Origin of the sequence: Nostoc sp. C110, from assembly GCF_043099725.1 — a bacterium.
GTDB lineage: Bacteria > Cyanobacteriota > Cyanobacteriia > Cyanobacteriales > Nostocaceae > Nostoc > Nostoc muscorum_A.
On the sequence record NZ_CP171148.1, the window covers coordinates 1,719,189 to 1,734,304 of the forward strand.

Genomic DNA, 15,116 nt, shown 5'->3' on the forward strand with positions numbered 1-15,116 from the left:
TAGAGTCAGCAGAAGTGATTATCTCAAGCTGATATTATCTAAATTTCATCTGCCCAAAGAAATGTATCTAAAATACAATTAAGCTCGAATTATCTCGGAAGAAGCACGGCTGGAGCATTTAGCATGATGATTGCATTACCCGGATTTAAAATTCTCACTTTGTTAAAAGCAGGGGTAAAAGCAGTCATATACCGTGGAATCAAGGTTAAAGACCAGTGTCCGGTAATTATCAAAGGATTGCGTCCAGAACAGTGTACACCCAATAATATTGAACAACTCAAACACGAGTATGCGATCGCTCAAAGGTTAAATATCACCGCCGCAGTAAAGGTTTACGCCTTAGAGATGCACCAGGGAATCCCTTATTTGATTATGGAGGATTTTGAGGCGCGATCGCTCGACCAGTTACTAGACCAATTTCAAGAACCTGTTTCATTCTTAAAAATTGCTATTGAGATTACCAGCAAACTGGCACAAATTCACACTTATAACATTGTCCACAAAGATATTAAGCCACAAAATATCTTAGTTAATCTCGAAACCAGTCAGGTTAAAATTGCCGATTTTGGAATTGCGACTTTTATTCCATATCAGCAGCAAATAGTTAGCAGTTCCAGTCGCATTGAAGGCAGTTTACCTTATCTTGCACCTGAACAAACCGGACGGATGAATCGAGGAATCGACCATCGTAGCGATTTGTATTCACTGGGAGTCACCTTTTATGAGATGCTGACAGGTCAGCTACCATTTCAAGGCAAAGACCCATTAGAGTGGGTGCATTGTCATATTGCCCAATCTCCGCCATCTCCGAAAAAGCTCAACGATGATATTCCCCAAATTCTCTGTGACATCATTATCAAATTGTTGTCGAAGGTTGCAGAACAGAGATATCAAAGCGCTTTAGGTTTGCAATTTGATTTGGAACAATGCTTAAAGCAATTGGAGACAACCGGAGAAATTCAATCTTTTGTTTTAGGTGAGCAAGATATCTCAGAGCGCTTTCAAATTCCCCAAAAATTGTATGGGCGAGAACAAGAACTTGCCAAGCTTCTCCAAGCATTTGAGCGAGTTGTTAGCCAAGGAAAACCAGAAATTGTCCTCGTCTCTGGCTATGCTGGAATTGGTAAATCTTCTTTAGTTAAGGAGATTCACAAGCCGATTGTGCGAGAACGTGGGGTTTTTATCTCTGGTAAATTTGATCAGTACAAACGAGATATTCCTTACTCCACGATTGTTCAAGCTTTTCAAACACTTGTTAGACAAATTTTAACTGAGCCAGAAGAACAACTTGCCAATTGGAAAAAGCGAATACAAGCAGCATTAGGGAACAATGGTAGATTAATCGCCGATGTAATTCCAGAAGTTGAATTAATCGTTGGCGAACAGCCACCAATACCAGAGTTGGGGCCTGCTGAATCTCAAAATCGATTTAATTTAGTGTTTCAGAATTTTATCAGTGTATTTTCGCAAAAGGAGCATCCCCTCACTGTTTTTTTAGATGATATGCAGTGGGCAGACAGCGCTACTTTAAATTTAATTCAAACCGTCATTACTGGGTCTAGTATCCATTATCTCTGCTTTATTTTAGCCTATCGAGATAATGAAGTAGATGTTGTGCATCCCTTTAGTTTAATGATGGAGAAGATTTGCCAGCAGGGAGTAAGAACAACTGAAATTATTCTTACTCCCTTAAATCTAGTTTATGTAAATAAATTGATTGCTGATACATTGCATAGTTCAGCAGAACGAGTAGAACCTCTTGCTCAATTGATTATCCAAAAAACTGATGGTAATCCTTTCTTTGTCAATGAATTTCTGAAAACACTGCATCAAGAAAATCTGCTGAATTTTGACCCCCAATATCGGATTTGGCAATGGGATCTAGCTCAGATTGAAGCCCAAGGTATTACAGATAATATTGTCAACTTGATGATTGGGCGGATGCAAAAGCTACCAGCCGCAACTCAAGAAGTGCTTAAATTAGCCTCCTGTATTGGTAATCGCTTTGATCTAGAAGTTTTAGCGATCGTTGGTGAACAATCTATTGAAGAAACAGCAAATGCCCTTTTTGAAGTAATTTTAAGAGGATTAATTATCCCCATAGAGTCAGATGAAACAACTGGTAGAAACTATCGTTTTTATCATGACCGAGTTCAACAAGCTGCATACTCCTTAATTGCTGATGAATCAAAGTCGGTAGTTCATCTGACAATTGGGCGACTTTTGCTGAAAAATTCTAGTCAGGAACAAGTAAACGAGCAAATTTTTGATTTAGTCAATCAACTAAATCTCGCGGTTAATCTGATTATTGAACAGAGAGAAAAAGATGAATTGGTAAGATTGAATTTAATCGCTGCTAAGAAGGCAAAAGCATCTACAGCTTATACTCCTGCTAAAAGACTTTTTAGCGTTGCCATGAATCTTTTAGCTGAAAATGCCTGGATAGAACAATACGAGCAAACATTTAATTTATTTATAGAACTAGCTGAATGTGAATTTTTAACAGGAAATTTAGAACAAGCGGAACAATTATTTGAATTACTATTGCTCAAAGCAGAATCTCATGTAGATAAATCTAGTATTTATATACGGCAAATCATACTCTATCAAGTTGCAGGTAGATATGAAGAGGCGCTGACATTGGGATTAAAAGCTTTAAAACTTTTTGGGGTAACATTCCCTGATACAAATGAGGAAGTGCAAGCTGCGATCGCAATTGAAAGAAACCAGATATTAGCTAATCTAGATAACAGACAAGTCTCTGATTTAATTAATTCTTTAGTAATCGAAGACCCCAATATTAAAACAGTAATTAGTTTGTTGACGACTTTGGGCCCACCTACTTATCTTGGTAAACCTCATCTCTTTCCTTTAGTCGTACTCAAAGCAGTTAACTACTCACTCAAGTTTGGGAATACAGAAGATTCCTGTTTTGCTTACAGTATGTACGCCATGTTGTTGGTTTCTATCTTCCATGATATTCCTACAGGCTACGCATTTTCTGAGATGACAATTCAATTGAATGAAAAGTTTCACGACTTGAAACTTAGAGGAGTTGTTCTACACATTCATGGAAGTCATATCAACGTTTGGCGTAACCATATCGCTACCGATATTCCATTTTTAGAACGGGGATTTATTGGCTGTGTGGAAGCAGGTGATGTGACAATGGCAAACTACAACGGTTATCAAGGCTCGTGGCAAATTATCCAATTAGGCTCTCCACTTTCAGATACATATAAATCTCTAGAGAAATACATTGTATTCGCCCGCCAGTCTAAACATGAGGCTGTCTATCAGACAATCAGACTACAGCAAATGTTGCTGATGAATCTACGCGGACTCACTCACCAAACTTTGACTCTAAGTAATGATGAATTTGATGAATCTTGTGCTTTATCTATTATTACAGATGCAGGTTTTGTCAGTGGAATTATTTTTTATTACATTATCAAATTAATTATCTTTTTTACTTATAGACAGTATGCAGAAGCACTAAATTGTGTATCAAAATTATCCAAATTTCCCGTTGCGACACTGGCATTACCCATTGAAACAGATTATATTTTATATTACTCACTGACTTTAACGGCTCTTTATCCCACCGTATCTTTTCTAGAGCAAGAACAGTTTTTGCTAACTCTAGAATCCCATCAGCAACAATTGCAATATTGGGCTAACCACTGCCCTACAAACTTCTTACACAAGTCTCAATTAGTAGCTGCTGAAATAGCTCGAATTCAAGGTCGAGACTTGGAAGCAATGCGCTTGTATGAGCAATCAATTGCTTCAGCCCGTGAGCAAGGATTTGTTCAATATGAAGCTTTGGCTAATGAGCTAGGCGCTAAGTTTTACTTGGAGCGAGAGTTTGAATTAATTGCCAAAACTTATTTACAAGAAGCTAAAAATACATATCTGCGCTGGGAGGCAGCTGCTAAAGTTAAGCACTTAGAAGAATCCTATCCTCAGTTATTGCCACAACAACAGCTTACTTCTAACGGAACATTTATCACCACAGGGGAGCATTTAGACTTTTTATCAGTAGTTAAAGCCTCTCAAAGTATATCTAGCGAAATTGTTTTTTCACGGTTGTTGAAGACATTAATGCAAATTGTCATCGAGCAAGCAGGGGCCGAAATCGGTTATTTGTTGCTTGAAAATGAGCAGAATCTGGTAATAGAAGTAGAAGCTAAGGTTAATCACCAGGCAGAAAAGCTCAATGTTTCTCGACCCGTATTTGATGGCGAAATTTCACAAGTTCTTCCGCAATTAATGCTGAATTATGTTCAGCGAACTCAAGAAACAGTTATTTTGCAAAATGCTACTGAGCAAAATATGTTTTCTGGAGATAAGTATATAATCCAAAAACAACCCAAATCAGTACTTTGTTTACCGATCGCGCGTCAGTCAAAATTACTTGGTATTTTATATTTAGAAAACAATCTTATCCCCAGCGCCTTTACACAGGAAAAACTTTCCGTACTGGATATTTTGACAGTTCAAATTGCTATTTCTCTAGAAAATGCTCGTCTTTATCAAGGTCTAGAAAAAAGCCAAGAACAGCTTAACCTGGCATTGAAATCCGGCAAAATTGGTGTTTGGTGTTGGGACATCGCCAATGATTTGTTTGACTGGGATGAACAGATTTATCAACTATTTGGGTTAACACCTGAAACTTTTCTTCCAACTTCTAAAGCAATTTTAACTCGTCTTCATTCAGAAGATAGCCCATTGCTGGCTCAATCGTTGAGTCGAGCAATTAATGAAGGCGTAGAGCATGATTTAGAATATCGAATTATTTGGGATGACGGTAGTATCCGCTACCTAGCCTGCCGGGGAAAAGCCTTTTTTAACGAAGCAGGTAAAGCCACACACATGAGTGGTGTGGTGCTTGATATTACAGATCGCAAACAAGCTGAAGCCGAACGTATCCAACTAATTCAAGAGCAAACCGCCCGTCTGGAAGCAGAAGCCGATCAGCAACGAGCGGCATTTTTGGCTCAAGTCAGTGCAACCCTCGCTTCTTCCCTCGATTACGAAAGCACGCTAGCAAGTGTGGCAAACTTAGTTGTGCCTTACTTCGCCGATTGGTGCAGCGTTGATCTGCTACAAGACAACCAATCAATTAATCGGGTAGCAGTTGCTCACCGAGATCCAGAGAAAGTTAAACTCGGTTGGCAACTTCATCAGCATTATCCGAGAAAGTTGGATGAACCGGGAGGCGTGCCTAAAGTACTGCGTACAGGAATTCCTGAAATGGTAACTGAAATCTCAGATGCACTATTAGCAAAAGGCATCCAAGATGCAGAACATCTAAGGATTATACGTGAAATCGGTTTAAAGTCCTGTATAATGTTACCCTTGACGGCACGTGAAAGAATTTTTGGTGCAATTTCCTTTTTTACAGCAGAATCAGAACGTCGTTACAGCACGGCTGATTTGTCACTAGCTGAAGATATTGCCCATCGAGCAGCGATCGCCATCGATAATGCCCGCCTTTACCAAGAAGCACAGCAAGCACAAAAAACCGCAGAGCAAGCCCTAGAGCGCATTGCCCGTCTCCAATCCATCACAGCTGCCCTTTCAGAATCGCTGACACCGACCCAAGTCTCGGAAGTCATTGTAGAGCAAAGCATGGCTGCCTTGAAAGCCAGTTCAGCCCTCGTCGCCTTGCTGAATGAAAACAAGACTGAACTAGAAATTGTGCGGTCGGTTGGCTATAACCAAGATTTAGTAGACGCTTGGCGGTATTTTCCTATTGATTCACCTTCGCCTTTAGCCGAAGCTGTGCGGACTGGACAACCTGCTTGGGCTGAATCGAGACAAAATAGAATAGCTCGTTACCCTCATCTAGCTGAAGCTTACGCCCAATATGACATTGATGCCTGGATTTCTATTCCATTGATGGTAGAGGGTTCGGCAGTTGGAGGTATCACTTTAGGATTTATTCAACTTCAAGAACTTAGTGGAGAAGATCAAGCATTTATCTTGGCTGTTGCTCAACAATGCGCCCAAGCGATCGCTCGCGCCCACCTTTACGAAGCCGAACGAACGGCCCGAAACGCCGCAGAATCAGCAAACCGCATCAAAGATGAATTTTTAGCTGTGCTATCCCATGAGCTGAGAACCCCGCTTAACCCCATTCTGGGTTGGACAAAGCTGATGCGGAGTCGCAAACTTGACCAAGCAACAAGCGATCGCGCCCTCGAAACCATTGAGCGCAACGCCAAGTTACAAACCCAATTGATTGAAGATTTGCTTGATGTTTCCCGCATCCTTCAGGGTAAACTTAACCTCAACTTCGGCCCTATTAATTTGGTATCAGTCATTGAAGCTGCGATCGAAACAGTGCGTTTATCAGCACAGGCTAAGTCCATCGAGATTCAGACAATTTTTGAATCTGGTGTCGGGTCAGTTTTAGGTGATGGCAATAGATTACAACAAGTCATTTGGAATATTCTTTCTAATGCCATTAAGTTTACTCCTAGTGGAGGACAGGTAAAAATTAAATTAGGGCAGGTTGGCTCACAGGTACAAATCTGCGTAACTGACACAGGGAAAGGGATTGCACCTGAGTTCTTACCATTCGTCTTTGATTATTTCCGTCAAGCAGATGGGGCCACAACCCGGAAATTTGGCGGTTTAGGTTTAGGATTAGCGATCGTCCGGCATCTTGTAGAACTTCACGGGGGAACTGTGCAAGTAGAAAGCTTGGGTGAAGAAAAAGGAGCAACTTTCACCGTCCGACTTCCATGTTTACAGGATGAAAGTAAAGGAATCAAAGATAAAATAAATACCTCCTCACTGCTGCCAGATCAGTCCTTACCTTTATCTGACTTAAAGATTCTAGTAGTGGATGATGATGCAGATATGCGAGAGTTTTTACCTTTCATGCTGGAACAATATGGTGCAACGGTGACAGCTGTAGCCTCAGCCATTGCAGCTTTAACTGCACTGAGTCAATCCCAGCCAAATTTGATTATTAGCGATATTGGGATGCCAGAAATGGATGGTTACATGCTGATGCGACAGATCAGGAGTCTGGAACCAGAGAAAGGTGGGACAATTCCCGCGATCGCTTTAACTGCCTATGCTGGAGAGATGGATTATCAGCAAGCGATCGCTGCTGGATTTCAACAACATATTTCCAAACCTGTAGATCCAGAAGAATTGGTAAAGGCGATCAGGTCATTAATTAAAAGTTTGTAGCCAGCCGCTCTAGCCCTACTTTGTTCGCGTAGCATCTCAAAAATAGGTCTGGATCTGCTCACTATGGGATGCAGATAATATTGTTTTATCGTTTAAATCAGGGGTCTGACCCTCTATTCATCATCTGTATGCGTCAGTAGGAAGGGGTTCTGGTCAAAATATGGTTGTTAGTAATCAACTTCCACCCTTATTCACAGGATGACGCTAGCTAAACAAGCGATTAAACTATGGATAATATCAAGGCTATTGTTGCTTTTAGCACAACTTACATAAATTTCATCGCATTCTTAAATTTAAAATCTCATCCTGCTATATAAAATATCAGTTATGTCAGTGTATCAAGGAAGTTATGGGGAAACCACCGATTTGATTATTGGTGTTCACAACCAAGAAAACCTCGAATTACCAACAAATTCTGCTCCTGTCGGCGCTCTTGCCACAAGAAAAGGAAATTTTTCTACGTTTCTTGCTCCCCTGACTCAGGATACTTTTAAGCAGGTCGTTCAGGATGTCGAGCAAAAATTACAGATTGTCCATCAAACCCTATCAATGCTGGATTCTCAGGGGTTTGAAACTCTTCTGCAAGAAATGTTGCATTCGATTACCCTGAAAACCGGGGAATTACTGGGAGCAGACCGGACAACGATATTTTTATTGGATGAAGAAAAACAAGAACTCTGGTCGATTTTAGCTGAGGGGGAAGGCGATCGCTCTTTAGAAATTCGTATCCCCGCCGATAAAGGAATTGCTGGGGAAGTCGCCACTTTCAAACAAGTTATCAATATTCCCTTTGATTTTTATAACGATCCGCGATCGCATTTTGCCCAAGAACAAGAAAAAAGAACTGGCTACCGCACCTACACCATGCTGGCTTTGCCACTGTTAAATGAACATGGGCAGTTAGTTGCAGTAGTACAATTACTGAATAAATTAAAATCTGGCAATAATCACGCCTCTCCCCTTGCCGAGCGCGTTGATACCAAAGGTTTTCTCTCTTGTGACGAACAATTATTTCAAGAATTTGCCCCTTCAATTCGCCTAATATTAGAATCCTCGCGCTCTTTTTATGTCGCCACCCAAAAACAAAGAGCAGTGGCGGCGCTCATGAAGGCGATCAAGTCCCTCTCTCAAAGCAGTCTCGACTTAGAAGACACCCTGAAGCGGGTGATGGATGAAGCCAAGGAACTGATGAATGCCGATCGCAGTACACTATGGTTAATAGACCACGAGCGTCATCAATTGTGGACGAAAATCACTCAGGATGATGGTTCAACTAAAGAATTACGAGTCCCTGTAGGTAAAGGCTTTGCGGGTATAGTAGCGGCTTCTGGCAAGAAACTGAATATTGCCTTTGATTTGTACGACGATCCTGACTCTGATACAGCCAAACAACTCGATCAGCAAAATGGCTATCGCACTTGTAGCTTACTTTGTATGCCAGTATTTAACGCCGATCAACAACTGATTGGCGTTACCCAACTCGTAAATAAGAAGAAAACTGGTGATTTTCCCGCTTATAATCCAGCTGATTCAGCCAAAGCTCCCGACTGCTTCCAAGCTAGCTTTGACCGCAACGATGAAGAATTTATGGAAGCTTTTAATATTCAAGCCGGAGTTGCGCTACAAAATGCCCAGTTGTTTGCCACAGTCAAGCAACAAGAACAAATGCAACGAGATATTCTGCGTAGTCTTTCCAATGGAGTGGTTTCCACTGATAAAACTGGCTTAATTATCGCCGCTAATGAAAGCGCCCAACGTTTGCTAGGACTGGGAGTAGATGAACGTTTAGAAGGTAAATTAGTTAATGATGTCATTGGTATCAAAGAAGGCGACTTTAGTAAGTGGTATCAAGATGCTTTACATGCAGTTGACTTAAAAGGCCGCCAGCAATATTACCCCGATCGCACACTCCTAACTACTGGTACAGAGCAGCACAGTATTAATTTATCCATTAACACAATTGCCGATGCCAGCGACAACGAGCAAGTCCGGGGGGCGCTGGTGGTGATGGAAGATATCAGTGATGAGAAGCGGCTCAAGAGTACGATGTACCGCTACATGACCCAGGAATTAGCCGAAGAATTGCTGAAATTAGATGATGCTAAACTAGGAGGCGATCGCAAAGAAGTTTCGATTTTATTTTCTGATATTCGCGGCTACACCACTTTAACGGAAAACTTGGAAGCAGAAGAAGTGGTAAGTATGCTCAATGAATATTTTGAATCAATGGTGGAGGCAGTCTTTAAACATAAAGGCACGCTTGACAAATACATCGGCGATGCGATTATGGCTGTGTTTGGTTCTCCTTTGGCATTAGAAGAACACGCTTGGATGGCAGTGCAAACATCCTTAGAAATGCGTGTTCGCCTGCACGAATTTAATCAACGTCGCTATGTAGATGATAAGCCCAGAATTAAAATCGGCATTGGTATCAACTCAGATACTGTGATTAGTGGGAATATTGGCTCTAGTAAACGGATGGAATTTACCGCCATTGGTGATGGCGTTAATCTTGGCTCTCGATTAGAAAGCGTCAGCAAACAATATGGTTGCGACATTATTATTAGCCATAACACTTTTAAACCCTGCCAAGATAATATTTGGGCTAGGGAACTAGATTACATTCGTGTCAAAGGCAGAAATGAGCCAGTAGCCATCTATGAATTACTCGGTTTACGTTCCAACCCGATTGAAAGCGAAAAATTGCAAGTCATTGAGCATTATCACAAAGGACGCGAGTATTATCTCAAACGCGATTTTAACCGTGCTAGGGCTGAATTTGCCCTAGTTTTAGCAGCAGACAACCAAGACAAAGCTGCTATGTTGCATCTTTTACGTTGTCAACATTGGTTACAATCACCTCCAACAGAGTCAGATTGGGATGAAGGTGTCTGGACATTTCAAGAAAAATAAATAGCTTTGCTAAATCGAACCACTAATTATCATCTTTCTCATTTCCGGCTTATCAGAAAAATGGGTTTAAAACCCTGTGTTTACTTCGGCTACGCTCAGTAACCATCCAGCACGGCTTTAAAGTAATGAGTAAGGAGTAATGAGTAATGAGTGGATGAAAAATGGGTATTTACTCATTACTTATTACTTATTACTCATTACTCCTTCTTAAGAGTGCGTTCACGGCGGTGAGGATGTCAACGCTGGAAACTTAAGACAAATTGGGTATTTATTAAGAAGCAAAATCTACTTAAATTATTTTTTAAAATATCTTAATATTTCTCAATTAAGTTTAAAAAATCTTGGGGTTGGATTAAGAATCAATTAAGATAAGTCACTTTGTAAAGGTTAGTTGATATTTCTTGTCAAACTGCTGGTGAAGTTAGAAACTAAGAAATACAACACACGCAATTATTTTATGACTGCTATTTCTAGCCTTGAATTCAAACGACCAATTTGGCAAACAGCTATAATATTGACTTTGGGCTTTTGGCTCAGTGCTAGTTTAGTTTTAGACTGGGTAATTATGCCTAGCCTTTATCTTTCTGGCATGATGAGTCAAGCTGGTTTTACAACAGCAGGCTATACGATTTTTTGGAACTTCAATCGGATGGAATTATTGTCTGCTGCTGTTGTACTGACAGGGGCATTAGCTTTGGGTAAAACCCAATATCACTGGCGCATTGGCAGTATTATTTTATCTGGACTGCTGCTAACTATAGCTGTGCTTGACACTTATTTCTTAACTCCGCAAATGTGCGCCATAGGAGTTCAGCTAAACCTATTTGAAGCAGCAGCAGCTATTCCATCGACAATGAATTTATTACACGGTAGTTATTGGGTACTGGAAGTAGTTAAGTTGGTGGCTGGTGGCACACTTTTAAGCTGGTGCTGGCGCGAGCAAGTTTAAGTAGATGGAGAATTATAACGGTGAGAATATTTACTTATAAATCTCACACCAAAGACGCAAAGAATTTCTTTGCGTCTTTTTGCTACATATACTTTATGGGTTAATGAGTGCAATGTTTACAACGGGCTACGCCTACGCGGGCAATTTTATATTTATATTGGTGACTTTTAAAGCTTGAGATTCTTCGGTTAAATTGCTATTATAAAATGATTCAGTTATCTATTAAGTGTAATTAAATAAGCAAGCGAAATTATCTTTTACTGTACATTTTCAGCCCTCCCGGATATTAGAGCAAAAAAATACTAAAAGATAATATTAATTAGTTTTCATGGTTACTTTACTGATTTATCATAAAGTTTAGATATTTCTTCTAACTTTTTTTGAAAATTATAGTAATCTAAATTTTAGTGAGTACGTTACTTGTTATCTACCATCTAGCTAGGAAATAGCTATTTTGCAGGTATGTACTACTAATCAAGAATTTCGCTGTAAGTTCTTGAATTTGTCACTTCAAATTGTGCCGAGTGAATATTTCGCCCCAAACAACATTAGAACCCGTTTCCAGTACTTATGAAGAGATTCCCTTCTACTGGTTTGGTCGCCGGTGCATCTCACCACACACCATTATGGCGACAATTGCCAGTTAACTCATCCTTGGTCGGAGGTTTCCCATTCTTGTTGTGCAATTGATAGTTTTGCCCAGTCCCAACACTAAGAGTTGCTCTACAAGCTCAAGACCTAAGTAAGATATTGGGCTTTTTGAATGCTTAGTTTTTAATAATACTTTTTCTCTTGATGAAGTTTCCCTCAAGAATAAACTTCTAGTAAAAGTACCTGACAACTTTAGTTATGGCGACCAAAACATTGCTATCAAATCCATAAAAGCCTTGATAGAGAAGCTTTTTGTCTACAGCAATGGAGATTTTGATTGATCCAAACTTGAGTATGAGAGGCAAAAAAAACTTTTCTAAGAGAACTAAAGTATCTGCAATTTTAGGCTACTAGATACGGATAACAATGATACTTTTGTGACTGATGGGCGAGAGCCAATAGTCTATCTGTTGCACTTGAGTTACTGTTAGATTGGCTAGATTAGCAAAAGATACAGAAAACCAATCTAGTTTTTGAAATACTATATCCTGGCAACCAGTCGGGCCATTTTGCTATTGGGCAATAATATGGATTGGTTTAGTTGTAATTCGTGCTTTCTAGCTTAACAGAGATTGGTTAATTAAGAGTTGGGGGGTGTGGAATCTCTGTACTAACTCAAATGTGACCGCTATATTTATCTGATAGTGCTTCCAACCAAGTCGCAGTGAATTCCGAAAAGGTAATTCACTAATTTCGCCTGCAATGTTAATTTTATTCCAGAGCTATCCCAATGAAGACACTTCCGATTAATAGATACAGATTTTTTCAAAAGCTCCAGCCTTTATCTTTGTTGAAAAAAATCACTGGTAAGTCTGTTACTGGTTGTTTGCAGGTATTTAGCACATCAGGTTCTTGGTCAATATATGTAGATGAAGGTAAACTAATTTATGCCTGCTACTCAGAGAAAATGTTTGAGCCACTTTATAGAAATTTGCAACGTTTGAGTCAGCAAATTTCTACTCTCCCTCGTGAAATTCACGAACAGTTACGGGCGATATTTGAAACTGGGATTGAAAATCAGGCAATACCGAACCCAGATTATTTGGCTATCTGTTGGTTAGTTAATCAGAAATATATCAGTCCCTTTCAAGCGGCGATGCTGATAGAACAGTTGGCGCTAGAAGTTCTGGAGTCATTTCTGAACTTAGAAGAGGGGAGTTATGAATTTATTCCTGAAAGCTTTCTAGATGATATGCCAAAGTTTTGTCATCTGAATCTCCGCTTACTGGTTGAACGATGTCAAACGCCCCAAAGCGTTGGCGTATCCTCTCCTAGAGAAGCAGCCAATCGTCAGACTTCGCCAAATTCTCAATCACACCCCTCAGAATTGTTCAAAATCAATGAGCTAAAACCTAAGAATAAAAGTAGACCAAACTCTTTTAGAACAAACGGCTATAGACCACCAGTCTACTCTATTAATACTAATGAACATAGGGGTCAGCGAACTACCGAACCTCCTGTAGACAAAAAAATTTACACCATCTTTTGTATTGATGACAGCCCTACAGTATTGAATACTATTCAAAGTTATTTAGATGAGCAAACCTTTTGTGTTGTGGGAGTCACCGATTCTTTAAAAGCTTTAATGCAGATTGTTCACACAAAACCTGACATTGTTTTGTTGGATATTTCGATGCCTAATTTAGACGGATATGAACTCTGTTCTTTGCTGCGTAAACACTCACATTTTAAAAATACACCTGTAATTATGGTGTCAGAAAAAGTAGGATTTATAGATAGAGCTAAAGCTAAGATGGTCAAAGCATCAGGCTATTTAACTAAACCTTTTACACAAGGAGATTTACTAAAAGTAATCTTTAAACATATTATTTAATTTTCTAATATAATAAATAACTGCACTTAATCAATATATTTTTTTGAGATTTCAGATTGAGCATTATTTGGATGGCTAGTATTCTAGTTGTAAAAGATTGTCTGATTTAATTTAAATTAATAATTATTTCAACTATCAGAGTTACCACTCTATTAAGATAATGAGTAATAAGCAAACTATATAAATTAATTTTCATGAGTGGAAAATCACTCAATACGAATATTTTCTGGTAGAAATGACGACTTTAGTAGGTCTGAGTAATTGGTATCTCCCTTAGTATTTCTAAAAGCGATCGCTCCAAAACTTCGCTGACAACTTTATTACCTTGCAAATTGAGGTGAATGTGATCGTGATACAAACCTTGCGGGTTGTTGGTTGAATTGAATATCGGTAAAAAGTCTACATAGTTAATTTGCTGGGCTTTAGTAAAATCGCTCAAGCGTTGGCGGGCTTTAATTTCGTAATCGCGGGGGCCTGGTTCAGCAATTTCTCGCAGTAAGGGAGTCATAACTAATAAAAATTGGCTGTTGCTTTGGCGAGCCAAGGTTTGTATTTTGCCGATCGCTTCCAAATTGATCCCGACGCGATCGCCTGCTTCATTTTGCACCGCTTTCATTTCAGGAATTGGCTTCTGTTTGACGATATAACGTTGCCACACTTCTGCTAACGCTAGGGGAGGTTTACTATCGGGATAGTTGCGATCGCGTCCTACCGGTAAAGAAGTGGGAGGAGTAGCAAACAAATCATCGGTATTAATTAATAACACTACTGCTTGTGCGTTGAAATTGCTAAATTTCTCTAAATAGGCTAACTCGTTCCTAGGCCCCCAAGAGTTAGCTGAAGCATTCAGCACCTCCACTTCCTGATAATTACGATGAGTGGATGATGCTAAAGAACGCATCATGATCGCCGAAATTGTATTAGTCTGATCTGTCCACCAACCACCATTCGCAATAGAATCCCCTAACAGTAAAACTCGCAGCGTAGAAGGTGCGGGTGTTTTATTTATCGCACTACCTCGCATAGAATACTCATTAATTTCAATGCGATTACCAAAACGACGGGTACGCTGGTTAGGAGCCAATAAATAGCCAATCTGCTCATCACCAATGTAAATTAGGGGATTACCAAAGCCAAAGAGCGATCGCAGTCCAATCTCGACTATCATAAATAATCCCAGAACTACCGCCAAAATTACGATCAGCGCCACTTTCACCTACCCGCACCCTTTAATACCGTGTTGTTTCTCAACGATACTAACTGACACATTCGGCATTGGAAAGAGGCACAGGGGTGAGGTGTAGAAGGCAAAACTTTCTTTGCTCCCCTGATTTCATCCACTCTCCTAGCATCTGAATTAAGGGGATTAATATGTATTGGAATCTGTTTATAAGCTTTAAAAACAGCAATTATATGGCTATTAACTGTTTACCTAATAGTTTGTCAAACTTTGTCTACTTTTGTGTAAGAGTATAGCAGTGTTTTCTAGTGATATAATTTTATATCACCAGTATTACTATGACTACAATTTTTATCATTTTATCAATTAATTAATTTCGC

At 39.7% G+C, this 15,116-nt stretch carries 5 protein-coding genes; 4 read left to right on the forward strand and 1 reads right to left on the reverse strand.

All coding sequences use genetic code 11. The features are described from left to right. Window positions 1-123 precede the first annotated feature (123 nt). The 4 genes from ACFFRD_RS13025 (at window position 124) to ACFFRD_RS13040 (ending at window position 13,556) form a co-directional block, all read left to right on the forward strand. Window positions 124-7,209, forward strand: a complete 7,086-nt coding sequence (locus tag ACFFRD_RS13025; protein WP_392481869.1) for an AAA family ATPase — start codon at window positions 124-126, stop codon at window positions 7,207-7,209. A 327-nt stretch (window positions 7,210-7,536) separates the two neighbouring features. Then, complete coding sequence (locus ACFFRD_RS13030; RefSeq protein ID WP_392481870.1) at window positions 7,537-10,122, forward strand: GAF domain-containing protein; 2,586 nt, start codon at window positions 7,537-7,539, stop codon at window positions 10,120-10,122. Window positions 10,123-10,579: 457 nt separating this feature from the next. After that, a complete protein-coding gene (locus ACFFRD_RS13035; RefSeq protein ID WP_114085352.1) occupies window positions 10,580-11,071 on the forward strand; it encodes a hypothetical protein in 492 nt (163 codons plus the stop codon). A gap of 1,381 nt (window positions 11,072-12,452) precedes the next feature. After that, window positions 12,453-13,556 (forward strand): response regulator, encoded by a 1,104-nt coding sequence (locus tag ACFFRD_RS13040; protein WP_392481871.1) that lies wholly within the window; start codon window positions 12,453-12,455, stop codon window positions 13,554-13,556. A 244-nt stretch (window positions 13,557-13,800) separates the two neighbouring features. On the opposite strand, the gene ACFFRD_RS13045 is transcribed toward ACFFRD_RS13040, so the two are convergent. Further along, on the reverse strand, window positions 13,801-14,772 hold the full coding sequence (locus ACFFRD_RS13045) for an SGNH/GDSL hydrolase family protein (protein WP_392481872.1): 972 nt from the start codon (window positions 14,770-14,772) through the stop codon (window positions 13,801-13,803). Window positions 14,773-15,116: the final 344 nt, after the last annotated feature.

Excerpts from the sequence above, each read along its gene's own strand:
- ACFFRD_RS13035 (WP_114085352.1), top strand. The coding sequence starts at position 10,580 with ATGACTGCTATTTCTAGCCTTGAATTCAAACGACCAATTTGGCAAACA.
- ACFFRD_RS13030 (WP_392481870.1), top strand. The coding sequence starts at position 7,537 with ATGTCAGTGTATCAAGGAAGTTATGGGGAAACCACCGATTTGATTATT.
- ACFFRD_RS13025 (WP_392481869.1), top strand. The coding sequence starts at position 124 with ATGATGATTGCATTACCCGGATTTAAAATTCTCACTTTGTTAAAAGCA.
- ACFFRD_RS13040 (WP_392481871.1), top strand. The coding sequence starts at position 12,453 with ATGAAGACACTTCCGATTAATAGATACAGATTTTTTCAAAAGCTCCAG.